Origin of the sequence: Jeotgalicoccus huakuii, from assembly GCF_036665975.1 — a bacterium.
Taxonomy (GTDB): Bacteria; Bacillota; Bacilli; order Staphylococcales; family Salinicoccaceae; genus Jeotgalicoccus; species Jeotgalicoccus marinus.
Genome location: NZ_JAVIYN010000018.1, coordinates 22,120 through 46,897, shown reverse-complemented (window position 1 = coordinate 46,897; position 24,778 = coordinate 22,120). Strand labels below are relative to the sequence as shown.

Genomic DNA, 24,778 nt, shown 5'->3' with positions numbered 1-24,778 from the left:
TGACAATGACTTGTCAGCGTTATTTTTTGAACTATTTTTCTACTGTCACTTTGCCGGCCGCAATTTCTTCTAATGCAAAGCCAACATTTTTCTTAGAACGATATGAGTCTAAAAGCTTACGATCAGGATGCTCTTGTAAGTCCCTTGCACGCTTCGCTGCCATAGATACAACTAGATATTTTGAATCAACATGTTTTTTTAATTCGTGACCTGCTGGGTATAACATTAATTATTAGCCTCCAATAATAATTTTCTTAACTTATTTTCTACACGTGAACGCTCCAAATGACTCGCTTCAACAATGCACTGTACACTTTCTCTCGCTTTTGTAACATCGTCGTTAATTACGACATAGTCGTAAAGATTCATCATGTTCAGCTCACGTTTCGCTTCTCTAATGCGGTGGTCGATGACTTCTTGTGAATCTGTTCCACGGCCGATGAGTCGTTCTTCTAATTGACTAAGTGTTGGTGGTGCTAAGAAGATAAACAATGCCTCAGGGAACTTTTCTCTGACTTGTTTGGCACCTTCCACTTCAATTTCTAAAAAGACATCATGACCATTAGCAGTCGTTTCTTTTACATAATCCACTGGAGTACCGTAATAATTACCGACGTATTCTGCGTACTCGATAAACTTATCTTGACGAATTAATGTTTCAAATTCTTCCCTAGTTTTAAAGAAGTAATCGACACCATCAACTTCGCCTTCTCTTTTGTTTCTTGTTGTCATTGAAATTGAATATTTAAAGTTGGTCTCAGGATGATCGAAAATAGCTTTACGAACTGTGCCTTTTCCGACACCAGAAGGTCCTGAGAGTACGATGAGCAATCCTTTATCAGATACCATGGAATGTAACCTTTCTAATTTTGATTACTTCTTAATGTATCATAGATCATCTGAAATTTCATCAATATTGCCGACATTGACCCGACATTCATGATAAAATAATATGTAATCATTTTGAGGAGGAATACCCATGGCATTAGACGGAAATTTTACACATGCACTTGTAGACGAATTACAATTTCTAGTGAGTGGTAAAATTAATAAAATACATCAAATGGACCAGACTACCCTTCTCTTTAAAATGCGTGCGGCTGGTAAAAACCATCAGTTATTAATCAGTAGTCATCCGATGTTCTCAAGATTTCATATTACTGCAGAAAAATATGAATTTCCATTTGAACCCCCAATGTTTACTCGAGTATTAAGAAAACACATCGAGGGTGGCATCATCACTTCAGTAGAACAACAAGGTAACGATAGAATTGTTCATATTCATATACGTGCTATAAATGATATTGGCGATGATATCGAAAGAATTTTAATTTTAGAAATTATGGGACGTCACTCAAATATAATTCTTACTGATCAAACCTATAAAATTATTGAAAGTATCAAACACCTCACACCAAACAATAATGCACGTACTATCATGCCAGGCTTTAGTTACGAAAAACCGCCGACAGGTAAGAAGCTAAATCCAAGAACTTCAGAAATTGACGAGCTACCGAAGTTTATCGATTGGAATAAGGGTAAGGTCAACAAGCAAATTTTAAATCATATCGAGGGCTTCAGCCCACTCTTTATAAAAGAAGTTGAGTCTAAGGTAACCTATTTTAATAAGGAAAATATCGTCGATGCGATTAAAGATACCTTGGATGAAAGCCAAAAAGTGGAACCCGTTTTTTATAATCTTGACAAACCTGCCTTTTATTTTACTAGACTCCACCATCTTGGAAATCCAACAAAAACATACGATAATTTAAGTGAACTTATGGATGAGTTTTACCATCAGAGAGCTAAAAAAAGTATGATTAAACAAAAGGCGTCTGACTACTATCAAGTGATAGAACGTGAGCATGATAAGACACTTAGGAAGATTGACAAGCTTAAAGATGATCTAAAAGAAGCAAAAGAAAAAGACAAATATCAAAAGTATGGTGAATTGATAACGGCATATATGCACACGATTAAACCATTTCAAGAAAATGTTAAGGTACTCGACTATTACACAAATGAAGAAATCGATATTCCTTTAGATCAACAACGGTCACCATCAGAAAATGCACAGTACTATTACAACCGATATAATAAGTTGAAAAATAGGGAAAAGATTGCTGAAGAACAGCTAAAAATTGCGCATATGGATGTTGAATACTTTAATAATTTACTGCATCAGATGGAGAATATTTCGACAGAAGATGAAGTAGAGGAAATTAGACAAGAGCTTGTAGAAGAGAAAATCATAAAAGCACAAAAATCTAAGAAGAAAAAGAAACAGAAAAAGATTCAGCTACATGAATTTGTGACATCAAACGGCTTACCTGTCTTTGTCGGTAAAAATAATAAACAAAATGACTACCTAACTAACCGTCAAGCTCAGAACAACCATCTGTGGTTCCACACTAAAGATATTCCAGGTTCACACGTCGTTATTGCACATAATGCGAATGATATAGAAGAAGCGGATATATTAGAAGCAGCAATGTTAGCTGCATATTATTCTAAGGCAGGCCAATCTGCTGGAGTACCGGTTGACTATACAGAAGTCAAACATGTTAAAAACATACCGGGCACGAAACCAGGCTTTGTTAGCTATTCAGAACAGACGACAGTTAATGTGACTCCAGATAGCGACAAAATTAAAGCGATGGAAAAATAAATATTGATCTTATTTTAGGTCGGCTCACTGTGTGTTTTACAGTGAGCCGATTTTTGTTTGGCGGGCCGCTGTCAACTCCACAGTGGCACAATAATCCATAATCACGCCATTGTCGAGATCACAGTGGCGCAATAATCCATAATCACGTCACTGTCGAGACTACAATGGCGCAATAATCCATAATCACGTCACTGTCGAGACTACAGTGGCACAATAATACATAATCACGCCATTGTCGAGATCACAGTTGCGCAATAATCCATAATCACGCCGCTGTCAACTCCACAGTGGCGCAATAATACATAATCACGCCATTGTCGAGACCACAGTGGCGCAATAATACATAATCACGCCACTGTCAGATTCACAGTGGCACAAGACCTTACAATCCATCTCTAAATTCTAAAATCTGAGCATGCTCATCTGAATTAATGACGCCACAATCAACCGCTTCTCTTAAAATCGTATCTAAATTAGTCAGCACCTCTAATTTACAGTCTGCTTTGGAGAATTTTTCTTCTACTCCTGCAATACCGTAAGAAAATATAGCAAGTACGCCGACAACATTGGCACCTTCTTCTTTTAAAGCTACAACTGCATTAAGACTGGAGCCGCCGGTCGAAATCAAATCTTCAATCAATAATACATTTTTACCAGCGACCGGCGCCCCTTCTATTTGGCGTCCTGTGCCGTGTGATTTTTTACTGCTTCTTACATATGCGGAAGGTAAGTCTAATCGATCTGCTAACAATGTGGCATGCGGTATACCCGCTGTTGCTGTTCCGGCTACTACATCAATAGCGCCGTATCTTCCTGCCAAACTTTTAAACTTTTCAATAACTGTTCTATGGGAATTAATGTCTCCTAAAATTTGTCTGTTATCGCAATAGATTGGAGACTTTATCCCGCTTGCCCATGTAAAGGTTTCACGTGTCGATAGCTTAACCGCACCAAGTTTTAGTAGTATTTTGGCAATTTCTTTAGACAATTTACTTACCCTCCCATAGTTGTTTAATATGATGATACGCACTTCTTGGATCATCACTTCCCGTAATTGGTCGACCGACGACAATATAATCCGAAGTTAGCAGTCGTGCACGTTCTGGTGTGACAACACGTACCTGATCATCCGCCTTATTGTTAGTCAAACGTATGCCTGGTGTGACTGTTAAAAAATCATCAGCAATCTCGTTATGAATCAAGCGACTTTCTAATGGTGATGACACCACCCCATCCAAACCAGCTTTATAGGCAAGCTTGGCATAATGTAAGACGCTGTCTGTCATAGAAAGTGATGTTTGCTGTTCTTTTTGCATCGTTTTTTCATCAAAAGATGTCAATTGCGTCACTGCAATAATCTTGCCGTTCTGATTTGCTGCTTTAAAAGCTACACTTGCTCTGCTCATCATGTCGAAGCCACCTTGAGCGTGAACATTGATCATATCAACATCTAAATGACCTAAGACTGCCATCGTTCTCTCTACAGTTGTCGGAATATCATGTAGTTTTAAATCTAAAAACACCTGATGGCCCGCACCCTTTAGATAAGAAATCACATTCGCACCTTCTTGCATGTATAATTCCATGCCAACTTTGACATAGAGCGGCTCATCGAAATGATTTAAAAACTGTTTTGCTTCTTTTAAGTTTGGATAATCCAAAGCGATAATTAGTGAATTCGTCATTATATTTCTCCTCTTAGACAAGTGCGCGTCCTTTAATATCGTGTATGTGGTTTAAATTCATGTCACTCACTTTTTTTGATAAAAGCTCGATAAGCTCCTTACAAATAAAAGGATTCGTAAAATTCATTGTCCCTATTGCAACCGCATCGGCGCCCACACTGATGAAATCAATAATGTCATCAACGTTACTAATCCCACCCATAGCGATAATTGGTATATCTGGTAGTGCTTGACGCACTTGATAGACCATATTGATTGCAACAGGTTTTATAGCTGGCCCACTGAGTCCGCCAGTCTTATTATTGAGCAATGGTTTTCCGTTACTATCGAGCTTCATACCCACTAAGGTATTGATCATCGTTAGACCATCAGCATACTCACTCACACTTTTTGCCATCTCAACAATACTTGTAACATTTGGTGAAAGTTTTACATAGACCGGCTTTTGACTGACTTCTTTAACAGCCCGTGTTAATTCTTTTGCCGTCTTTGGATCTGTTCCAAATTGGATGCCACCTTCTTTAACATTTGGGCAAGATATATTTAATTCCAAAGCCTTTACTGTAGGTGAAGCTGAAATTTTTCTTGCAACCTCAACATAATCTTCGATTATTGTGCCCGCAACATTAGCAATGATAGGTACATCGTATGTATCTAGAAATTTTAATTCGTTTTCTATAATATGATCAACACCAGGGTTCTGTAGACCAATTGCATTCAACATACCACTTGATGTTTCTGCTACACGAGGTGTTAAATTACCCGCTCGTTCTTCTTCTGTTGCAGCCTTAATCATAATGGCGCCAAGTTCAGATAAGTTGTATAGTTTACTGAATTCCTGTCCAAAACTAAAGCAACCAGAAGCCGGCATGACAGGATTTTTTAAGTCTAGACCAGGTAAAGAGACCTTTAATTTGTGATTCATAGAATAATCGCTCCCTTTTCAAATACTGGTCCATCTGTACATATTTTAAGCTGCCCTTGTTTCCTACTTTGACACACACAGGCATAACACACCCCGATGCCACAACCCATTCGTTCTTCTAAGGAAATATAGCCATCGATAACTAATGTTTCATCTAGGACTTTTAACATTACCTTCGGACCACAAGCGTAAAACTTATCAAAAGCGTCACCGATTTCTTCAATGACATCTGTGACAAAGCCAGGATTGCCATAAGAACCATCAGCAGTGGCAATATAAGTTTCACCAAGCGCTTTAAATTTATCTTCGTAAAACACATCTTTTTCACTGTTAAAGCCGAGAATATGTGTCGTCCTTAACCCTCTATCATTTAATCTTTTAGACAATTCGTAGAGTGGCGGTACACCAATGCCTCCACCGATAATGAGGACACTATCTCCTTGGTTGACATCATCTAACTTATAGCCATTTCCTAGAGGTAACAATAGGTCTAGATGCTCACCGACAGCAGTTAGTGCTATTTTATTAGTACCGCTCGTTTGGTCACCAGCTCTAAAAACAAGCGTGATTGTATGATTGATTGTATCAACAGAAGAAATTGAAATCGGTCGTCTTAAGACGTGTTCTGTCGATTCCGAGACCCGTACATGCACAAATTGGCCAGGTCTAATTTCTATATTTTTGAGGTCGACTGCAATAACAAACTCAAACACATCTCTTGCTATGTAACTTTTAGCAACCACTTTACCTTCTCTAAGCATGAGGCACCCCTGTTTCACATATTTTGGTAGACGATACGACCTTGAGATATAGTTAAGACAATATCACTGTTTAGTTCCACACCATCAAAAGGCGTGTTCTGCGATTTCGATAAAAAGTCTTTTTTATTTAAGGTATAGGTTTTTTCTAAATCAATTAAAGTTAAGTCTGCTCGTTGACCAACCTCTAACTTCCCGCGATCTAAGTTGAAAACTTCAGCAGGTCTTACTGTCAACCAATCAAGCAGTTGTTCGAGTGTAAAGACGCCTGTTTGTACAAGTCTCGTGTATAGTAACTGGAAGGCATTTTCACTTCCGGTAATACCAAATGGCGCTTTTAATATGCCTACATTCTTCTCATCTTCATGATGAGGTGCATGATCAGTGGCAATAAAATCAATCGTCCCGTCTAAGAGCCCTTCTATTAGCGCTTGTTTATCTGTTGATGCTCTAAGTGGTGGGTTCATCTTAAAGTTAGGGTCTCGCGTTGTAATATCATTTTCGTCTAAAACTAAATGGTGCGGTGTGACTTCAGCAGTAACTTTAATTCCTGCACGTTTCGCATCTCTAATCACTCGAACACTTTCTTTCGTTGAAACGTGACAGACATGATAATGACAATCTGCCGCTTCAGCTAAGAGGACGTCTCTTGCGATCTGAACAGCTTCTGTAATCGATGGGATACCAGGAATATCTAATTTTTCACTTATCTTACCCTGGTGAATGACACCACCGTATATAAGAGAATTTTCTTCTGTATGCGCGACAATAGGCATATCAATTTCACTAGCCTTTTGCATAGCACGGTACATCATATCCGCACTTTGGACACCGACTCCATCGTCAGTAAATGCAAATGCGCCAGCTTTCTTTAAGGCAGGGAAATCAACGAGCGTATCCCCTTGTAACCCTTTTGTAATCGACACATAAGGCAATACCTCAATCACTGCATCTCTTTCTATAATTGCATTAAGCTTATTAAGTTCTTCGATAGAATCAATGATTGGGGATGTGTTTGGCATTGGACAGATGGTTGTAAAGCCACCACGAGCAGCAGCCTTTGTGCCTGTTGCAACAGTTTCTTTATGTTCAAAACCTGGTTCTCTTAGATGAACATGGACATCGACAAATCCTGCAGATAAAAGTTTCCCTGAACAATCAATCTCTTTGTCAACGCCAGTTAATGATTCACCAATTTCAGTGACAATACCATCTTCTATACGAACATCTCTCGTAATTTCAGACCCTTTATATAAGAGCGTAGCGTGCTTTAGTAGCATTGACATATGATTCTTCTCCTTCCAGTACACGTTCTAAAATACTCATACGCATGAAAACACCGTTTGACATCTGTTCAAAGATGACACTTTTTTCGCATTCAACCAGGCTATCTGTTATTTCAACACCTCTATTCATAGGTGCAGGGTGCATAATAATGGCGTGATCTTTCATTTCCTTTAAGCGTTTTTCATTCATGCCGTATAAGCGGTTGTACTCTGACTTATCCATCTCTTCAAAAGATTCATGTCGTTCATGCTGTACTCTAAGTAGCATAACAACATCACATGTTTTAACTGCTTCATCTAAATCGATATAAGGTACATTGAGTGACGCTTCTTGCAGGACTTCTGGTCCTGAGAAATAGACGTCTGCACCCATTTTAGAAAGCGCCTGTGCATTTGATTTAGCGACTCTCGAGTGCTTGATATCACCTACAATCGCAATTTTTAAGCCTGCAATCCTACCTAAGTTTTCATAGATGGTCATCATATCTAAAAGTGACTGTGTTGGGTGTGAACCACTGCCGTCACCGCCGTTGATTATGGGAATATTGATATTATCTAATTCTTGATAATACTTATTATCAGGATGTCTAATGATCAGTGCATCCGCTCCAATTGCTTCTAGTGTTTTACATGTATCGTAGAGCGATTCTCCCTTAGACACTGAACTCGTTGCGATATCAAAAGGTAGCTGGGTTAGGTTCAAGTTTTTCTCAGCCATTTCAAAGCTGACCTTTGTACGCGTTGAGTTTTCATAGAACAAGTTGACGACGGTTTTATCGTTTAACTTCATCACTGGCTTACCGTATTTAATCTCTAATGCTCTCGTAATTAAAGCTTCAATGTCATTTACGTTAACTTCTTCCATTGATAATAAGTTTTTCATTTAGTCCATCTCCTTGTTAGGTAAAATTAGATTTAATATTATGCCTGCTAAGGCTGCTAAGGCCATGCCCTCTAAGTTAAAAGGAATGTTTCCTATAGTGAAATCTAGATGCGCCTTACCGATACCGATGACGAGTATGACCGACGCGATGACGAGATTTCTCTTGTTATCAAGGTCAGTTCTCGCATCTATGAGCATGCGTAAACCACTGGCTGCGATGATCCCGAATAGCAGGATGGATACCCCTCCCATGACTGGTGAAGGGATACTTTGAACTACGGCTGTAAATTTACCAACAAAGCCGAGGATGATTGCAAGTACAGCCGCCCCGCCGATAACCCAGATCGAAAAAATTCTCGTTATCGCAAGCACCCCAATGTTTTCACCATAAGTTGTTGTTGGTGGACCGCCAATCGTGCTCGCAAACATGGTCGCAAGACCATCACCTAAGAGCGAACGGTGTAGACCAGGTTTTTTAAAGAAGTTCCTGCCGACAATCTTATTGATGACCACTTGGTGTCCAATGTGCTCTGAAATCGTTACGAAGACGATTGGTAGCATGACGATGAAGAGTCCGATATTCATCGCTGGTGTGTAGTCTACAAACGGTACGTACAAGTCAGGTAAAACAAACCAACCCGTGTCTCTGATAATACTCAAGTCGACGATGCCGAAGATTAAGGCTGTAATGTACCCTCCGACTATACCGATTAGTATCGGTATCAAGCCGAGTACACCTTTTAAGAATATGGAAGCTAAAATTGTAATCACCAAGGTAATTAGAGCGACAGTAATATAAGTCATGCTGTAACCTTGCTGATTCCCTGAGTCCGTGTACATGGCCATATCCACTGCAACTGGAGCCAAGCCAAGTCCAATCACCATAATGACTGGTCCTACAACTATCGGCGGTAACATTTTCATGATCCAATCGGTACCAGCGAGCTTTATTATGAAGCCTATCAATACGTAGAGCACACCACTAAAGAAGAGCGCAGTCAATACTTCACCAAGGCTATTCGCACCGAGTGCAATCGTAATCGGTAGTATAAAAGCAAAACTTGAACCGAGGTAAGCTGGTATCTGTCCCTTGGTGACAAGAATATAAATCAGTGTCCCGATTCCACTTGCAATCAGTGCCGCGCTGACTGGTAACCCAGTTAAGAAGGGTACTAGTACTGTGGCACCGAACATAGCGAAGAGGTGCTGTGAACTGAGCAATAGCCCTTGTAGCGGTTTGGGTCTTTCATGAACATCTAACTTTGGTTCCACCGTTCTTTCAAATAAGGCATCTTCGGTCGTTTTACCTGACATGTGTACATCTCCTTTTACTATTGGATTGTGACGCTCGTTTCCCCGTCGACTTCGTCAACCTTTACAATGACCTTCTCACTTTTAGATGTCGGTATATTTTTACCGATATAGTCTGGGCGAATTGGGAGTTCTCTATGGCCTCTATCAACTAATATGGAAAGTGAAATGGTCTTTGGTCGAGCTAAGTTTAAAATCGCATCGATAGCTGCTCTAATGGTGCGTCCTGTTTCTAATACGTCATCGACAATCACTACATTTTTATCTGTATAATCTGCCTCAGTAATCACTGCATCACTTGACTTCGCATCTTCTGGTCGATCATCTCGATAACCGCTAATGTCGATTGTTCCGGTTGGGATTTTTACGCCTTCTATTGACTCAATTTTTTCAGTGATGCGCCTTGCTAAGTGCTCACCTCGCGTTTTTACTCCAAGTATGACGATGTTCTCAGGCCCTTTATGTTTTTCTAAAATTTCATGTGACATGCGGGTAATTGCCCGATTAATTTGTGCTTCATCCATTATTATCTTGACTGACATTTTATTCCCTCCAAATTTATAAAAAAAATACTCATGTCCGAAGACATGAGTATATAGATATGCTCTATTATCACATGGAAAAGACACACCTATTCTAGGTGGTTTTCCATGTGCGCGTCACGTCTTCTTAGCCTCACAGGACTAAAATTTAAAGACTTCGTATTCATTTGATTGAAACCATCATAACAATCGACTTATCTTAAGTCAACAAAACTTTTAACTTTCTGTTCGTTTTAATTCATCTAGTTCACGTGTGAAGTACTCAGGTAATGGCTGCTTAAACTCTAAATACTCACCTGTTTTAGGATGATTAAAACCGATCACACCTGCATGAAGTAACTGACCATCAGTGTCTATTGTTTTTCTCGGTCCGTACTTAGGATCTCCAGCTAAAGGATAACCAATATACTTCATGTGTACCCTAATCTGGTGTGTACGACCTGTTTCTAGGATACATTCAACAAGGGTAAAATCTTTAAAGCGGTCAATAACATTGAAGTGCGTAACAGCATCCTTACCGTCATCGACAACGGCCATATCCTGTCGTTCCTTAGGATTGCGCCCAATTGGCGCTTCAACTGTACCTAAATTATGCGGTATCACACCGTGAACAAGGGCTGTATACTTTCTCGTCACTGTCTTATCCATAAGTTGTTCAACCAAGGCTCTATGTGCCACATCATTTTTAGCAACCATCAATAAGCCAGACGTATCCTTATCAATACGATGGACAATACCAGGACGGAGTTCTCCGTTAATACCAGAAAGATTATCCAATTGATACATCAGTCCATTGACGAGTGTTCCAGTTGCATGACCAGCAGCAGGGTGAACAACCATACCGCGCGGTTTATCCACAACGGCTACATCTTCATCTTCATAGATTATATTCAAATTTAAATTCTCAGGCGTGATATCAGACACTATCGTTTCTCTCTCTAGAAACTCAATTTCATCGCCTGTTTTCACCTTATAATTTGATTTTACAGTTTGACCATTGACTGTAATATGGCCAGATTTAATTCTATTTTGAATGTCTGTTCGTGACGTATCGGGTTCGGTTTTAGAGAGCAACGTATCTAGACGATCGCCTTGATTGGAACTTTCAATAATTAATGTCATTTCGTTTCCTTACCTTTCCCCGTTATAAATACTTCGATTAATAGAATAATGACGCCGACTGTTAAGGCACTATCTGCTACATTAAATATTGGAAAATCATAATTGATAATCAACACATCGACAAAGTCGACCACCTCTTGAAACAGTAATCGGTCTATAAAGTTACCGATAGCACCTGCTAACAACATAGCAATACCGATTTGCATCATCAGATTGTTGTTTGCCTCTGTTTTATAAAGATAAATTAAGAATCCAATCACAATAACTGTGATGATGTAAAAGAATATCATACGACCTTCAAACATGCCCCAGGCAGCGCCACTATTTCTATGTGAAGTAATCTGTAGCGTTTCTCCAAAAACCGGTATAGATTCTCCGAGCGACATCTGTGTCGCGACTAAGAATTTAGTGACCTGGTCAAAGATGAGAATGCCAATGGCTAAGATTAACATAGGACCAATTCTATATTTTTTCATAACTTAAAGTGCATCCACAACTTCACGGCAACGTGGGCAAATATCATCCTCACCGCTCACAATTGAATCTGCCGTTGAATAGTTCCAGCAACGGTTACAACGTTCACCTTCTGCATGCTCAACTTTGACCTTAACGTTGTCATAAGCTGTACCGTCAGTGAGTTCATCAACTACTTCAACCTGAGACACGATGAAGAACTGTGCTAAGCTACCACGTATATCGTCTAAGTCTAAGTTTTCTGGTTGACTGATAGTCACTTTAGCATCTAGTGATTTACCGATGACTTTTTCGTTTCTTGCAACTTCTAAAGCTTTATACACGTCATCTCTAACTGCCATGAATTTCTGCCATTTTTCAACGAGTGCTTGATCTATGTCTTCACGCTCTGGATAGTGTTCTAAGTGCACACTTTCTTTTTCTGTAAACGGTGTGTGCTCGTAGATTTCCTCAGTTGTATGAACAAGAACCGGTGTTAGTAATAAGTTCAATTCTTTAAGAATCTTATACAATACTGTCTGTAAACTACGTCTGATTGGTGCATCCGCTTTTTCAATGTAAAGAATGTCTTTACCATAATCTAAGTAGAAGTTAGAAAGATCTACATTGATAAAGTTCTGTACGGTTTGATACATCGTTACATAGTCATACTTATCATATGAATCTAGCATGAATGTTTTTAATTTATTAAAGCGATTGTACATATACTTATCCACTTCAAATAAATCATCGTAAGCCACTGCATCAACATTTGGATTAAAGTCATTGACGTTACCTAGTAAAAATCTAAATGTGTTACGGATTTTGCGGTAAACTTCAGATACTTGTTTAAGAATATCGTCAGACACTCTAACATCTTCTTGGAAGTCAGATGACATAACCCATAAACGGATAATATCTGCACCCATTTGCTGCATTACTTTAGTCGGTAGGATAACATTGCCTAGTGATTTAGACATTTTTTTACCTTGGCCGTCCATAACGAAACCGTGAGAAAGTAGTTCTTTGTATGGTGAGTGCCCTTTTGTTGCCACACTCGTTATCAGTGATGAGTTAAACCAACCACGATATTGGTCTGAACCTTCAAAGTAAAGATCAGCAGGATAAGTCAGATAATCTCTATAGTCTAAGACACCGCGGTGTGTTGACCCAGAATCAAACCATACATCCATAATATCTGTTTCTTTAGTGAATTCACCATTTGGTGAGCCTTCATGGCTAAAGCCTTCAGGTAGAAGATCTTTTGCATCCCATTCAAACCAGATGTTTGAACCGTGTTTTTCAAAGAGTGTAGCAATGTGCTCAATGACATCTGCATCGATGATTTCCTGACCATCTTCTGCATAGAAGAACGGTAGTGGCACACCCCAGACACGCTGACGAGAAATGATCCAGTCTCCTCTGTTCTTAATCATGTTGTACATGCGCTTACGGTTCCATTCTACTTGGAATTTAGTATCCATTAAGGCATCTAAGATGTCTTGACGTACACCATCGATTGATGCAAACCACTGTGGTGTGGCACGGAATATAACCGGTTTTTTCGTACGCCAGTCATGTGGATATGAGTGTGTATAGAATGACAGTTTTAAGAGTGCGCCAGCAGCTTCTAGATCTTCAGTGATCACCTTATTAGCTTCATCATAGAAGAGTCCTTCATATTTACCAGCCTCACTCGTAAATACACCTTTGTCATCTACTGGACTCAAGACGTCTAAACCATACTGTTGGCCAACTTTAAAGTCATCATCTCCGTGACCAGGTGCAGTATGAACTACCCCAGTACCTGCTTCAGTAGTTACATGATCACCTAAAACCACTAAGCTGTCACGGTCGATTAATGGGTGACGCGCAACAAGACGATCAAGTGCCTCACCTTTAAACTCTTTTGTACGGGTTACTTGTTCCTTATCGAATTCAACTTCTTCACAGAAGAAATCTAATAGGTCTTCAGCGACGATGTATTCTTCACCTTGATAGTTAAACTGAACATAGTTTAAATTCTTATGGACAGCCAGTGCTAAGTTTGATGGAATTGTCCATGGTGTTGTTGTCCATATGACAAATTTCACACCGTTATCGACAATACCTTTACCATCTGTGACTTCAAATGCAACATAGATAGATGGTGATTTTTTATCCTTGTATTCTAATTCAGCTTCTGCAAGAGATGACTCACTTGTAGGAGACCAGTAGATTGGTTTTTTCCCTTTATAAATAAGACCTTTTTCTACCATATCTTTTAAGACACGGACTTGAGATGCTTCAAATTCAGGTTTGTAAGTTAAATAAGGGTTGTCCCACTCACCATCAACACCCATACGTTTAAATCCTTCACGTTGGATATCAATTTGAGAGTTTGCAAACTCAATACATTTATTTCTAAATTCTTCAATCGACATCGATTTTCTGTCGACACCTTTGTTTGTTAAGGCTTGTTCGATTGGCAGACCGTGTGTATCCCAACCAGGTACGTAAGGTGAATAATAACCTTGCATTTGTTTATTACGGATGATGAAGTCTTTGATGATCTTGTTCAAGGCATGCCCCATATGAAGATTACCGTTCGCATACGGTGGACCATCATGTAATACAAATGGTGTGTTACCTTCATTCAATTTAAGCTTTTTGTTATAGAGGTCAATATCACGCCAATGATCTTGCATTTTTGGTTCTTTATTGACTAAACCGCCACGCATTTTAAAAGCTGTTTTTGGCATTAACAGGGTATCTTTATAATCCATGTAAATTCTCCTTTTATAAATTAAAAGGACCCTAAGCAAAACAAGGGACGAATAACCGCGGTACCACCCTTTTTGACTGCTTAGAGTCCTCTTTATATATATTCATTATAAATCATTAGTGATAGACTGCGTTCATGTTTGTCGAGGCTCTCACCTTCCCTCGCTCGCTGAACATCTTATGAACACTTTCCGTGTCTAATAATACATACTAATTATGCTAAATTTCTCTTCATTCGTCAATGTAAATTTACTGTTTGTCAAGGTTCTCATCATCAAGTTTCAACATTTGCTCCCAATCGTCTGTTTCGATCAAATCTAGTTGTGCTTGAATCAGCATTTTATATCGCGCTCTGAATACTTTTGCTTCTCTTCTTAAGTTATCAGTATAAGACCTTGCTTCAGTTGCTTCACGTTCTGCTCTTTCTTTAATCTGAGCCGCTTCATTATGTGCTTTTTCTACGATACTATCCCCAAGATTTTGTGCTCTTAGTTTAATATCATCACCTGCTTTTGTTGCGCTCAGAATCGCTTCATTTATTGAAGATTCAACGCTCTTAAAGCTGTTTAAATTTTCCTGTCTATCATTTAGCGTCTCTTCGAGTTGTCTGATACGTTCATCTTTACTATCTATAAACTTTTGTACTTCTGATAAATGTTGTCTGACAGCTTGTTCATCAAGTCCACGGTAGACCGTGGTGAATTTTTTATTAACAATTTCATCTTTGTTCATTTTTACACCTCAATTATCAGTGACAATCTTAACATCAACTTTATACTTTCCTTTTTTAGTTTCAGCGAGTTGCTCAGAGACTATAAAACGTCCGAAACCTCTAACTGATATGATGTCACCAGATTCTATTATAAAGGATGGTTCATCGACAATCGAATGATTCACTTTCACCTTTTCCTTTTGTACTCTTTCTTTAGACTTTGCTCTTCCCTCTTTTAAAACATGTGAAACGATAGCATCAAGCCGATATGAACTAGACATTATAGATACATGTTTAACAGTCAATCTGTTATCTTGAAACAACTGATGCGGTATAACTTTTAAGGATATTGGTGCATTTTTTATTTTTGTTAACTCGTTAATAAATAAGTCCTTATATGGTGATGATACCGCAAATTGTATTTTTTCACCAACTATGATGTCGCCAATAATCCCTCTATCCAATCCTAAATTCATCACTGCACCCAATATATTTCTATGACTTAAGGTTACAAATTTTTCTGGATAGGAGACTTCAAACACCGTAATTTCAAAGTCGTCTAAAGTGATTTCTATAAACTCTGGTGATAACAAGGCGCGCATTCTTTCGCGTTCCTCATTATTACCCCCTCCGTAATATTCTACTTTTATATCAGGAAATGAACCACTTAAGCTCTCGACCATCTTTCTTTCTCTCGGATTTAAAAAATCCGTGACAACAGCATAATAATTACGGTCAGCTGTCTCAAATTTACTATTTAAAAGTGAGAGCATTTCATGCTCGTCCTTTCTAAAATGTTGCATTATGCCTTTCAATCAGATCACACCTTAAATATAATGACCCGCGCTTAGATTTATAAACAAGCGCGGGTACAAGTCCTACATTCTATTACACTCTTAAGCAAGCCAAGAAAAGATGACTTGGAATATTTCATTCATGCCTCGTCCGAATAAATTCAAAATGATAATTAAAATTATTGGAGATAGGTCAATCATGCCAGCAAGTGGTGGAATAAGTTTTCTAAATGGTTCTAAGAGTGGCTCATAGACCTTACCTAGAAATTCTCCAAATGCAGACTCTCGTAAAGCTGGAAACCATGAGGATAATATATAAATAATAAGTCCCCAGGTGAATATCGGCCAAACAAAATTAAAAAACTGGACGATATAAATAAGTATTTGTATTAGTAATGAATTATCCAAATATATTCTCCTTACATTTCATCGAAAAGTGCTTCTTTGTCGGAGATTTCTCCCTCAACACCAAAGCTGTCTGGTGTACATAAAAAGATATCAGTGCCGACTCTTTGAATATCACCTTCCAAAGCATATACCGTACCACTTAGAAAGTCCACAATTCGCTTCTTAGCCACACTATCAATCTTCGTTAAATTCACAAGTGCTGCTCGGTTACTTTTTAATTCGTCTGCAATATCTTGTGTTTCTGCAAACACTCTTGGTTCAAATAAGCAGACTTTTGTACTTTGATTATTTGCTGACATTGCACGATTCTCCCCGCGGTTCGATTGTGACCTATCTTCAAATTTTCCTTGATGACTTTGCTTTCTTTTCGATTGAATCATTTTTTCTTTCTTATCGCTGTCTTTGACATCAATCAACTTAGATTTGGTTTCAGGTTTTCTCTTCTCTGCCGCCGCTTTGTGACGACTATTGTTCTGTTTATCAGTCTTAAGATTAGTAACTTTCGATACTGAAGATTGTTCTTTTTGAACTGGTACCTCTTCTTCAACATCGACGACAAATAAGTCCTTTATAAACTTTGTAATAGCCATATAATCACCTAGTTCCCCATTATTTTACTCCCAATGCGTATAAAAGTCGCACCAAAACTTACAGCGCTAGGATAGTCGTTACTCATACCCATACTCAACTCAGTGACAGTTGGATATTTAACTTGAACTTGATCTCTTAAGTCTCTTAAACCTTTAAATGTATCATCAATTACAGCTTGGTCTTCTGTTGCTGGCGCCATCGTCATCAATCCGATGACATTGACATACTCATAGGCTTGTAGGGTCTCTAAAAAATCCTCAAGAGCTTCAGGTGCGATCCCGTGCTTAGAAGATTCATTGGACACATTTACCTGTATAAAACAGTTTACAACATGATGTGCTGCCTGTTCAATTTTTTTTGCAACACTTTCTCTCTCAAGTGAATGGAGATAGTTTAAATTTTCAATCACATCTTTAACTTTTCTGGATTGCATCGTACCGATGAAATGAACTTCAGCGTCTTCAGGTAAGGCTTTTCTTTTCTCTATAAAGCCCTCTACCCTATTTTCACCAAAATGACGCACCCCACTATTATAAGCTTCAAGTGTTTCCTCTACACTATGATATTTCGTCACGGCAATGATATTCACACCATCGCCAACTTCATTTCTAATCTGTTCGTAATTTTCCTTAATCATCTTTACGCTTCCTTCCAATAAAAGCAAGTGCACGACCAGTTTTCCCTTTTTCTAACCGATAGGAGAAAAAGTCCGCTTCTTCTGTGCCAAAATCAGTCACGTGAATATGGTTTGAATCAATTCCTGCATGCTGAGCTTGTTCACTATTCACATTTTTTAAATCTAATAAATAACCTGTAGATGTCTGGCTATATGACTCGGTTGATAAGGGGCTAAGTGCATCGATAACTTTGTCGTCCACTTCGTAATTGTCCTTGTTAATACCTGGACCAATTACAACTCTAAGGTTCTCTATATTACCTTTATAAGCTTCGATTAGCTTTTTAGTAATATGGGCTTGTGTCCCACGCCAACCCGCGTGAGCTAAACCAATAAAGTCATCCAATTCACTCCATACATAGACTGGAATACAGTCCGCATAGTTCATCGTTAACAGAACATCTCTATCATAAGTATAGACACCGTCTACATCATAAAATGACTCACTGAGTGATCTAATATTGGTTCCTCGGTCAACTAACTTAACTTCTCTAATGTTACCGCCGTGACGTTGAATAGGTAAGACCCAATTTTCTACAGGGAAATCAATTTTTTCACCTAATATATCCTGATGGCGGTGGACATTATTCTCTTCATCATCGATGTAAAGTGCCATATTAAAACTTTTTTCAGGATATTCACTGAAACCATCCACACGTTTTGTATAACCCAGTGTGAGTTCGTCAGTTACATAGCCAACAAAATTATCGAAATGTCTAAAAGAAAAATTATCAATCACAGTAAACCCCACCTAGAAAGAAAGGAGACATTGGGCTGCCAATATCTCCTTTAAAATCTATCAAAATTCGCTTATCTTCTGCGTCTTTCTCTTCTAGAACTATTACCTTTTAAGAAAGTTGGAACATCTGGCTCATCTTTGCCTCTATCATCAAATCGATCGTTAGATTGTGAAAGTGTATCTTCTTCTACGATGTCTCTTTGATTGTATGAAGTACCCTGACTGAAGTTTGAACCTCCACCACGTGTTTGAGTATTGTTTTCAGATACTTCAGGACGTTCACTTGAACGCTGAATTGATTTTTCATTAAATCCTGTTGCAATTACAGTAATGACCACTTCATCTTCAAGTTCTGGGTTAATCACTGTACCAAAAATCATATTTACATCTTCGTCAGCAGCATCTTGAACGATGTCTGCAGCTTCTTGTGCTTCAAAGAGTGATAGTGATTCTCCACCAGTGATATTCATTAGGACACCTTGTGCACCAACGATTGAAGTTTCAAGTAATGGACTTGAAATTGCTTTTTTAGCAGCTTCTACCGCACGGTTTTCTCCTGATGAAATACCGATACCCATCAATGCAGAACCTTGGTTTTGCATGATTGTCTTAACGTCAGCAAAGTCTAAGTTGACTTCCCCGCTTACAGCGATAAGGTCTGAAATACCTTGTACACCTTGACGAAGAACGTTATCTGCTTCTTTAAATGCTTCCATCATTGGAGTAGATTTATCAACGATATCTAATAGACGGTCATTTGGGATGACAATTAACGTATCGACTGCAGCTTTCATTTGTTCAACACCAGCAGCAGCTTGCGTTTGTCTCTTGCGTCCTTCGAATGAGAATGGGCGAGTTACAACACCCACTGTTAAGGCACCCATTTCTTTAGCGATTTTTGCAACTACTGGTGCAGCACCAGTACCTGTTCCACCGCCCATACCTGCCGTTACGAAGACCATATCCGCACCTTGGATTGCGTCTTCAATTTGTTCACGTGATTCTTCAGCAGCTTTCTTACCTATATCAGGGTTTGCACCGGCACCAAGTCCGCGTGTTAATTTATCCCCGATTTGGATTTTTGATTCAGCTTTAGATAAATTCAATGCTTGTCCGTCAGTATTGATTGCAATGAATTCAACATTGGACATGCCATCATCGATCATACGGTTAACAGCGTTATTACCGCCGCCGCCAACACCGATAACTTTTAACGTTGCCATGTGGTTGAAACCTTGTTCAAATTCTAACATTAATCTTTCCTCCCAAATGTACTTCTACTCAAATAAGTTTTTCAGTATTTTTTTCATTTTACCGCCAATATTGCCTTCTTCTTTGGCTTCTTTTGACTCTGAAGATCGCCTTGATTCCTCTTGGTCATCTTCGTAATCTTCATAATCATCATCAGCGATGTAATCATCTTCCCTATCGTAAGAATTTTCTTCTTCAGGGTAGTCATAGTCATCTTCGTCTCTTTGACGCTCTACTTCAACTGCTGCTTCTTCATCACGATTGACTTGCAGTTCATTCTCTTCTTTACGCTTATTGAAAAGGCTAGTAAAGAAGTTCGTTGACTGCTCCTCCTGTACTTCATTTTCTTCATTATCCGATGATGCTTCAGGATAGTCATCATAATTATCAATTGTAACATAATCCAGCAACTCATCAAACATAATTCCGCTCGATAAAGTGGATATCGCACTAGAAAATTCGGGTTTTCTAGCACCCATTTGATTTGGTATATGAATTCTTACTTTTTCAGCAACCAAATCTTGAGCAAGCTCTTTAACCCCTCTGATGTTTGCCGTACCACCAGTGATTACAAATCCACCTTGAACTTTGTTAATGCCATTAGCTGCTATGTTCTCAAAGACGCTCATAAAGGCATCTTCAATCACTAGCTCAATTACATCAGCTAAGTCTTTAGATGTCACTTGAAGTGGTTGATCTGAGTCAGACTGACTGAGTGTAACTTTCTCATCATCACTCGCGTGATCAAAGAATGCGTGACCATATTGTTCTTTTGCTTGGTCCGCTTCATTATATGAAGTGTTAAACTCATCGACAATATCTAAGGTAATATCTCTACCGCCGAGCGCTACACTATTTGCATATTTAAGTGCGCCTCGTTCATAGTAAGCAAATTGTGTGAGATCCATTCCAATATCAATAACAACCGCGCCGAGCTCAATTTCTGCATCAGTTAATATGTGTTGGTAGTTTAGAGCGTCTGAATAAACATCTAAAATCGTCAGTCCAGCTGCTTCTACACATTTCACAAGATTGATTAATAATGAACGATTTGCTGTAACCACCCCTGCTTTTACAGCTAGGCTTTCCTCTACAACCATATCTTTTGGATCGCTTACTTCATGTAAACTATCTACGATAAATGAAACAGGGTAAACACTGACAACCTCTTCATTACTCTCAAAACCACTTTGACGTACATTTTCAAGTAACTCTTCAATATGTTCACCGGTTATTTCAGTCGCCTGTCCACCAAATCGAATGACATCTTCAGTAAATCTGATACGTGTATCAGCAACTGGAACTTTTACAAATACTTCATCGATATCTATACCAGAAGCAATTTTAGCTTTTTTAATTGTATCAATAATTGCATTTTTAGCCTGATCAAAATCATTGATCATCCCTTTAGAAACTCCATCAGTGAAGGTTTGGCCGGTACCGATTACATTCACACCATTGTGAAATTTTTCTCCGACAACTACTTTGACACTGGATGAGCCGATATCAAGGGCAACATAATAATGTTCCTTCACCTTATTGCCTCCTACACAGCCATTTTCATAATACTAATACTAGTTTACATTATACTCTGATTAATGTGAACTATTTCAAAAAATTTGTTTACTTTTATCCATTATTCTGCTGATCCTTCACCTTCAGAAGATTCTGTTTCAGCTTCTTCAGCAGTTTCTGATTCTTCTTCTTGGTCCATTCCAGAAAGTGTATCACGTACGCCATTAAGTGATTCATTGATGTCTTCAATGTAAGTTGCACTTGTCGGTTCATTATAAATATTTTCTTTTATTTCTCTAGCATCCGCACTATCGTAAGGTAAGAAGCTAGTACCGACCTCCATATCAATAATGCCTTCAGCATCTTCACCAATTTCTTGACGAATTCCAATATAGTAGTTCATCTTTTCACTAAAGGTCTCATAATCAGCAACAATTTCCTGGCCGTCATTCATAAAGACATGAATCCGTCTTCTTGAATTATCTGTCGGTCTAAAGTAAATTTCTGAAATATTTTCTAGAATATCGCCTTCTATATTATTCAATGCCTCTACTAAAGCATCAAATTCTTCACCTTCAAAGTTGTAAATGATGGGCGCATTTCTTGGTGCACTTGGATATCCTCTTTGGATTCGGCTATTTTCAAGAACTGGGAAATAAAGATCTTCACTATTTATATAGGCTACTGCTTTATATTCTTCGATATCAATGGTAACGCCGTTCGGCCAATCGCGACTCGCATTGACTTCTTTAATAACAGGCAATAGTTCGATGTTCTCACTTGCCTTACCTAATGAGATACTGAACATCTTATCACCTTCTTGAAAACCAATTCTTTCCTCAAGCTCACTTTCAGAAACAATACTATTACCAGTGAAGGTAATTTCTTTTACATCACTTGCACTTGAAAAGACATACCATAACAAAGTCCCTAAGAGAATTACCAAGACCACAATACCAATGATATAAGCATGCACTCTTTTAAACTGAAACTTCTCTCTCGGAGGTTTATCTTTCTTGTCAGACTTAATCTTGTTCGTTTTCTCTTTTTTCTTAGTTTTTTTCTCTTGATCTTTAGCATTACTTTTTTCTTTTGTATCCGGTGATTTTGCATTCTCATCATTGTCAAAATCTTTATAGTGTTCGACTTTCAAGTCATCAGACGGTGTTGATTTTATGTCTTTCTCTGACTGATTCGCTTTAGCCTCTTTTTTTAACCCACTATCTTTTGGGACTTTAACTTCAACATCTTTGTTTTCTTCACCAGACTTATCCTTATTTCTTAATGACCTCGGGGTATAGCCGGTGTACTCGGTGTTTTGACGTTTTTTCTTCAGTTTTTCTTTTATATCATCAGCATTGTTGTCTTTCTCTGACATCGGCTATCCCCCTATCATTTTAATTGGCTAAAGCCTTCTTTGAAGTGATCGCCTCTTCTTTCATAATCCTTATATTGATCCCAACTTGCACAAGCTGGTGAGAAGAGTACAGTATCTCCAGCTACAGCATGTGCTTGTGCTAAGGCGATTGCTGAATTTGGATTAATTGTTGTTTCTACCTGAATACCTAGTTCATTGGCAAGTTCAACAAATTTTCTTTGAGTCTCACCGAAGGTGATAATTTCCTTAACATGAGCCGTAAAAGGCTTTAAATCCTCCAGTGATTGTCCACGGTCTAATCCACCTGCAATCCATATCACTGGTGTTGTAAAGCTTTGGAGTCCAAAGGAAGTCGCTAAGTTATTGGTCGCTTTTGAATCATTATAATACGTGACATCGTTGACCGTTCCTAAACGCTCAAGACGATGAGGTATACCACCAAAAGATTGCAAGGTTTTAATAATTGCCTCATCACTCACTCCATGTGCTTTTGCAACCAGCAAGGTAGCGAGTATATTTTCAATATTGTGATTCCCTTTTAACACCAATTCGTCTATAGGCATGATTTTCTCATCGTGTACAATTAAATACTCACCATCTGAGTATGCATCTGCCTTGTTTTTAATATCAAAGTATTGAACCTGACAGGAAATATCTTGGCCTTCGAGTAATTCTTTTTGGTTGTTGTTAAAGATTAATAGATCATCTGCTGTCATGTTTTCAAATATTCTAAGTTTAGCTTTTTTATATTCTTCTTTTGAACCATGATAATCTAAATGGGCCTCATAAATATTTGTAATCACTGCGATATTAGGTCGGAACGTTTCTGTCCCGAGGAGCTGAAATGATGATAGTTCCATTACTAAAGTATCATCTGGTGTTGCTTCCATGGCAGCATCTGTTGCTGGATAGCCTATGTTACCACACAGAATTGGATGAGATCCGCCGTTTTCAAGCATCTCACCCAAAAGATGAGTACAAGTTGTCTTACCATTCGTACCTGTTAAGGCGTAGATTGGTGCTTCACTTAACAGATGCGCAATTTCAACTTCTGTAACAATCGGTATATTTCTCTCTGTCGCTTCTACTAAAAATGGAATTGAGTAGGGTATACCTGGGTTTTTAACGATGAAATCAGCATCATTTAATAGATGTATGGGGTGGTGCCCATCTACAATTTCTACACCCCATCCATTCAGTTTTTGTTCGCTCTCTTCATCAGAAAAAACTTCATTTGTAGTCAGTGTTACATTGGCACCTAAAGTAACCAGAGCATTAACCGCGCTCTTACCACTTTTACCGTAACCTAGGACGATGACACTTTTATTTTCAAAACCTTTATAATCTTTCACCTTACATCACTCCTAAAATAACACCGATAACACCACAAATTAGCCCAAATGACCAAAACACAATAACAATCTTCCATTCGTTCCATCCCGATAATTCAAAATGATGATGGATCGGTGTCATTTTGAAGATTCTCTTACCAGTCAGTTTATAGGATGTCACTTGCATCATGACACTCAGTGTTTCAATGACAAACACTAGGCCAATTAAAAGTAGCAAGAGACTGTTATTCAACATGATTGATACGATAGCTATAATCCCACCGAGTGCTAATGACCCTGTGTCACCCATGAACAATTTGGCAGGGTACTTATTGTAGATTAGGAAGCCAATTAATCCACCGATTAATATAAATAGGAACAGGGCAATTTCCATTTCACCTAAAATTAAACTAATGACCAAGAATGAACCAAAGGCGATAATGGATGTACCTGTCGATAAACCATCCAAACCATCAGTTAAATTAACAGCATTTGAGAAACCAACTAGCCAGAAGACAATCCACACAACGAAAAATACTCCGAGTGGGATTAAGAAATCTGTTCCTGGAATTCTTATGCCAGCATCAATATCAGGAATCCAGTTAATCATTATAATGTAAATTATTATCGCAACAAGAATTTGGAAAATAAATTTTTGCTTAGAGGATAGGCCTGCATTGTTCTTCTTAACTACAATGATATAGTCATCAACAAAACCAATTAAACCAAATCCCAAAGTAACAATAATCAAGACAAGTAATTTGTAGACATCATCTACAAAGAAAAGCCCAATAATTGAAAGTACTACAGTCACTGAAATAAATGATAGACCACCCATTGTCGGTGTGCCCGTTTTAACCAGGTGACTCTCTGGTCCTTCTTCACGTATCGTTTGCCCAAACTTCATTCTTTTTAATAAGGGAATTAACAATGGGATGAGTACAGCTGTCAATAAAAAAGCTGCTATAAGAAATATATAATTCATAG

Annotated in this window: 24 protein-coding genes and 1 pseudogene; 1 reads left to right on the top strand and 24 read right to left on the bottom strand. The window is 38.4% G+C overall.

Features of this window, described 5'->3' with window-relative positions:
- Positions 1 to 31: 31 nt before the first annotated feature.
- Complete coding sequence (rpoZ, locus tag V6E76_RS09760) at positions 32 to 226, bottom strand: DNA-directed RNA polymerase subunit omega (protein ID WP_247352374.1); 195 nt, start codon at positions 224 to 226, stop codon at positions 32 to 34.
- Positions 226 to 849, bottom strand: coding sequence for a guanylate kinase (gene gmk, locus V6E76_RS09755; RefSeq protein ID WP_247352376.1), 624 nt, complete (start codon positions 847 to 849; stop codon positions 226 to 228). Before gmk ends, rpoZ begins: the two co-directional genes overlap by 1 nt.
- 130 nt (positions 850 to 979) lie before the next feature.
- On the opposite strand from gmk, the gene V6E76_RS09750 reads away from it, so the two are divergent.
- Positions 980 to 2,668, top strand: coding sequence for an Rqc2 family fibronectin-binding protein (locus V6E76_RS09750; protein ID WP_247352378.1), 1,689 nt, complete (start codon positions 980 to 982; stop codon positions 2,666 to 2,668).
- A gap of 382 nt (positions 2,669 to 3,050) precedes the next feature.
- Here V6E76_RS09750 and pyrE read toward each other — a convergent pair whose 3' ends face one another.
- The 22 genes and pseudogenes from pyrE to mraY all read right to left on the bottom strand — a co-directional run bounded on the left by pyrE (position 3,051) and on the right by mraY (position 24,776).
- The gene (gene pyrE, locus V6E76_RS09745) at positions 3,051 to 3,656 is read right to left on the bottom strand and encodes an orotate phosphoribosyltransferase (RefSeq protein WP_247352381.1); all 606 of its coding nucleotides are present in this window, start codon (positions 3,654 to 3,656) and stop codon (positions 3,051 to 3,053) included.
- 1 nt (position 3,657) lies between these two features.
- A complete protein-coding gene (gene pyrF / locus V6E76_RS09740; RefSeq protein WP_247352383.1) occupies positions 3,658 to 4,353 on the bottom strand; it encodes an orotidine-5'-phosphate decarboxylase in 696 nt (231 codons plus the stop codon).
- A gap of 13 nt (positions 4,354 to 4,366) precedes the next feature.
- Positions 4,367 to 5,278, bottom strand: a complete 912-nt coding sequence (locus V6E76_RS09735; RefSeq protein WP_247352384.1) for a dihydroorotate dehydrogenase — start codon at positions 5,276 to 5,278, stop codon at positions 4,367 to 4,369.
- Entirely contained in the window at positions 5,275 to 6,039 is a 765-nt protein-coding gene (locus tag V6E76_RS09730; protein WP_247352387.1) for a dihydroorotate dehydrogenase electron transfer subunit, read from the bottom strand. The genes V6E76_RS09735 and V6E76_RS09730 overlap by 4 nt, the downstream gene beginning before the upstream one ends.
- Before the next feature lie 14 nt (positions 6,040 to 6,053).
- Positions 6,054 to 7,322 (bottom strand): dihydroorotase, encoded by a 1,269-nt coding sequence (pyrC, locus tag V6E76_RS09725; protein ID WP_247352389.1) that lies wholly within the window; start codon positions 7,320 to 7,322, stop codon positions 6,054 to 6,056.
- Positions 7,285 to 8,205, bottom strand: coding sequence for an aspartate carbamoyltransferase catalytic subunit (locus tag V6E76_RS09720; protein WP_247352391.1), 921 nt, complete (start codon positions 8,203 to 8,205; stop codon positions 7,285 to 7,287). Before V6E76_RS09720 ends, pyrC begins: the two co-directional genes overlap by 38 nt.
- Positions 8,206 to 9,519, bottom strand: a complete 1,314-nt coding sequence (locus V6E76_RS09715; protein ID WP_247352393.1) for a solute carrier family 23 protein — start codon at positions 9,517 to 9,519, stop codon at positions 8,206 to 8,208. It abuts the gene before it with no gap.
- Positions 9,520 to 9,536: 17 nt separating this feature from the next.
- On the bottom strand, positions 9,537 to 10,058 hold the full coding sequence (pyrR, locus tag V6E76_RS09710; protein WP_247352394.1) for a bifunctional pyr operon transcriptional regulator/uracil phosphoribosyltransferase PyrR: 522 nt from the start codon (positions 10,056 to 10,058) through the stop codon (positions 9,537 to 9,539).
- A 216-nt stretch (positions 10,059 to 10,274) separates the two neighbouring features.
- Positions 10,275 to 11,180 (bottom strand): RluA family pseudouridine synthase, encoded by a 906-nt coding sequence (locus V6E76_RS09705; RefSeq protein WP_247352396.1) that lies wholly within the window; start codon positions 11,178 to 11,180, stop codon positions 10,275 to 10,277.
- Complete coding sequence (lspA, locus tag V6E76_RS09700) at positions 11,177 to 11,656, bottom strand: signal peptidase II (protein ID WP_026867542.1); 480 nt, start codon at positions 11,654 to 11,656, stop codon at positions 11,177 to 11,179. Before lspA ends, V6E76_RS09705 begins: the two co-directional genes overlap by 4 nt.
- Positions 11,657 to 11,659: 3 nt before the next feature.
- Complete coding sequence (gene ileS, locus V6E76_RS09695) at positions 11,660 to 14,398, bottom strand: isoleucine--tRNA ligase (RefSeq protein ID WP_247352399.1); 2,739 nt, start codon at positions 14,396 to 14,398, stop codon at positions 11,660 to 11,662.
- A gap of 247 nt (positions 14,399 to 14,645) precedes the next feature.
- Complete coding sequence (locus V6E76_RS09690) at positions 14,646 to 15,128, bottom strand: DivIVA domain-containing protein (protein ID WP_247352401.1); 483 nt, start codon at positions 15,126 to 15,128, stop codon at positions 14,646 to 14,648.
- Between the two features lie 9 nt (positions 15,129 to 15,137).
- Positions 15,138 to 15,911 carry a YlmH family RNA-binding protein gene (locus tag V6E76_RS09685; protein WP_499797803.1) on the bottom strand — a complete coding sequence of 258 codons (774 nt, stop codon included), beginning with the start codon at positions 15,909 to 15,911 and terminating at the stop codon, positions 15,138 to 15,140.
- A gap of 93 nt (positions 15,912 to 16,004) precedes the next feature.
- Positions 16,005 to 16,310: a YggT family protein gene (locus V6E76_RS09680; protein ID WP_026867539.1), complete on the bottom strand. Its 306-nt coding sequence runs from the start codon at positions 16,308 to 16,310 to the stop codon at positions 16,005 to 16,007.
- A gap of 11 nt (positions 16,311 to 16,321) precedes the next feature.
- Positions 16,322 to 16,900, bottom strand: a complete 579-nt coding sequence (locus tag V6E76_RS09675; protein ID WP_026867538.1) for a cell division protein SepF — start codon at positions 16,898 to 16,900, stop codon at positions 16,322 to 16,324.
- 8 nt (positions 16,901 to 16,908) lie between these two features.
- Positions 16,909 to 17,538, bottom strand: coding sequence for a YggS family pyridoxal phosphate-dependent enzyme (locus V6E76_RS09670; RefSeq protein ID WP_035857257.1), 630 nt, complete (start codon positions 17,536 to 17,538; stop codon positions 16,909 to 16,911).
- Entirely contained in the window at positions 17,531 to 18,316 is a 786-nt protein-coding gene (locus tag V6E76_RS09665) for a purine nucleoside phosphorylase YfiH/LACC1 family protein (protein ID WP_156889185.1), read from the bottom strand. Before V6E76_RS09665 ends, V6E76_RS09670 begins: the two co-directional genes overlap by 8 nt.
- Before the next feature lie 298 nt (positions 18,317 to 18,614).
- Positions 18,615 to 19,569, bottom strand: a pseudogene (ftsZ, locus tag V6E76_RS09660) (cell division protein FtsZ); the annotation flags it as partial.
- 24 nt (positions 19,570 to 19,593) lie between these two features.
- A complete protein-coding gene (ftsA, locus tag V6E76_RS09655; RefSeq protein WP_247352405.1) occupies positions 19,594 to 21,102 on the bottom strand; it encodes a cell division protein FtsA in 1,509 nt (502 codons plus the stop codon).
- Positions 21,103 to 21,203: 101 nt separating this feature from the next.
- Positions 21,204 to 22,460 (bottom strand): cell division protein FtsQ/DivIB, encoded by a 1,257-nt coding sequence (locus V6E76_RS09650; RefSeq protein ID WP_247352407.1) that lies wholly within the window; start codon positions 22,458 to 22,460, stop codon positions 21,204 to 21,206.
- Between the two features lie 14 nt (positions 22,461 to 22,474).
- Positions 22,475 to 23,812, bottom strand: a complete 1,338-nt coding sequence (gene murD / locus V6E76_RS09645) for a UDP-N-acetylmuramoyl-L-alanine--D-glutamate ligase (RefSeq protein ID WP_247352409.1) — start codon at positions 23,810 to 23,812, stop codon at positions 22,475 to 22,477.
- Position 23,813: 1 nt separating this feature from the next.
- On the bottom strand, positions 23,814 to 24,776 hold the full coding sequence (gene mraY, locus V6E76_RS09640) for a phospho-N-acetylmuramoyl-pentapeptide-transferase (RefSeq protein WP_247352412.1): 963 nt from the start codon (positions 24,774 to 24,776) through the stop codon (positions 23,814 to 23,816).
- Between the last annotated feature and the right edge of the window lie 2 nt (positions 24,777 to 24,778).

What these genes read in the sequence shown, in the direction of transcription:
- gmk (WP_247352376.1), bottom strand. Translation starts at nt 849, where the DNA reads ATGGTATCTGATAAAGGATTGCTCATCGTACTCTCAGGACCTTCTGGT.
- pyrF (WP_247352383.1), bottom strand. Translation starts at nt 4,353, where the DNA reads ATGACGAATTCACTAATTATCGCTTTGGATTATCCAAACTTAAAAGAA.
- rpoZ (WP_247352374.1), bottom strand. Translation starts at nt 226, where the DNA reads ATGTTATACCCAGCAGGTCACGAATTAAAAAAACATGTTGATTCAAAA.
- V6E76_RS09705 (WP_247352396.1), bottom strand. Translation starts at nt 11,180, where the DNA reads ATGACATTAATTATTGAAAGTTCCAATCAAGGCGATCGTCTAGATACG.
- lspA (WP_026867542.1), bottom strand. Translation starts at nt 11,656, where the DNA reads ATGAAAAAATATAGAATTGGTCCTATGTTAATCTTAGCCATTGGCATT.
- pyrC (WP_247352389.1), bottom strand. Translation starts at nt 7,322, where the DNA reads ATGTCAATGCTACTAAAGCACGCTACGCTCTTATATAAAGGGTCTGAA.
- mraY (WP_247352412.1), bottom strand. Translation starts at nt 24,776, where the DNA reads ATGAATTATATATTTCTTATAGCAGCTTTTTTATTGACAGCTGTACTC.
- V6E76_RS09735 (WP_247352384.1), bottom strand. Translation starts at nt 5,278, where the DNA reads ATGAATCACAAATTAAAGGTCTCTTTACCTGGTCTAGACTTAAAAAAT.
- V6E76_RS09650 (WP_247352407.1), bottom strand. Translation starts at nt 22,460, where the DNA reads ATGTCAGAGAAAGACAACAATGCTGATGATATAAAAGAAAAACTGAAG.
- V6E76_RS09720 (WP_247352391.1), bottom strand. Translation starts at nt 8,205, where the DNA reads ATGAAAAACTTATTATCAATGGAAGAAGTTAACGTAAATGACATTGAA.
- V6E76_RS09690 (WP_247352401.1), bottom strand. Translation starts at nt 15,128, where the DNA reads ATGAACAAAGATGAAATTGTTAATAAAAAATTCACCACGGTCTACCGT.
- V6E76_RS09750 (WP_247352378.1), top strand. Translation starts at nt 980, where the DNA reads ATGGCATTAGACGGAAATTTTACACATGCACTTGTAGACGAATTACAA.
- V6E76_RS09730 (WP_247352387.1), bottom strand. Translation starts at nt 6,039, where the DNA reads ATGCTTAGAGAAGGTAAAGTGGTTGCTAAAAGTTACATAGCAAGAGAT.
- pyrR (WP_247352394.1), bottom strand. Translation starts at nt 10,058, where the DNA reads ATGTCAGTCAAGATAATAATGGATGAAGCACAAATTAATCGGGCAATT.
- V6E76_RS09685 (WP_499797803.1), bottom strand. Translation starts at nt 15,911, where the DNA reads ATGCAACATTTTAGAAAGGACGAGCATGAAATGCTCTCACTTTTAAAT.
- V6E76_RS09675 (WP_026867538.1), bottom strand. Translation starts at nt 16,900, where the DNA reads ATGGCTATTACAAAGTTTATAAAGGACTTATTTGTCGTCGATGTTGAA.
- V6E76_RS09670 (WP_035857257.1), bottom strand. Translation starts at nt 17,538, where the DNA reads ATGATTAAGGAAAATTACGAACAGATTAGAAATGAAGTTGGCGATGGT.
- V6E76_RS09715 (WP_247352393.1), bottom strand. Translation starts at nt 9,519, where the DNA reads ATGTCAGGTAAAACGACCGAAGATGCCTTATTTGAAAGAACGGTGGAA.
- ileS (WP_247352399.1), bottom strand. Translation starts at nt 14,398, where the DNA reads ATGGATTATAAAGATACCCTGTTAATGCCAAAAACAGCTTTTAAAATG.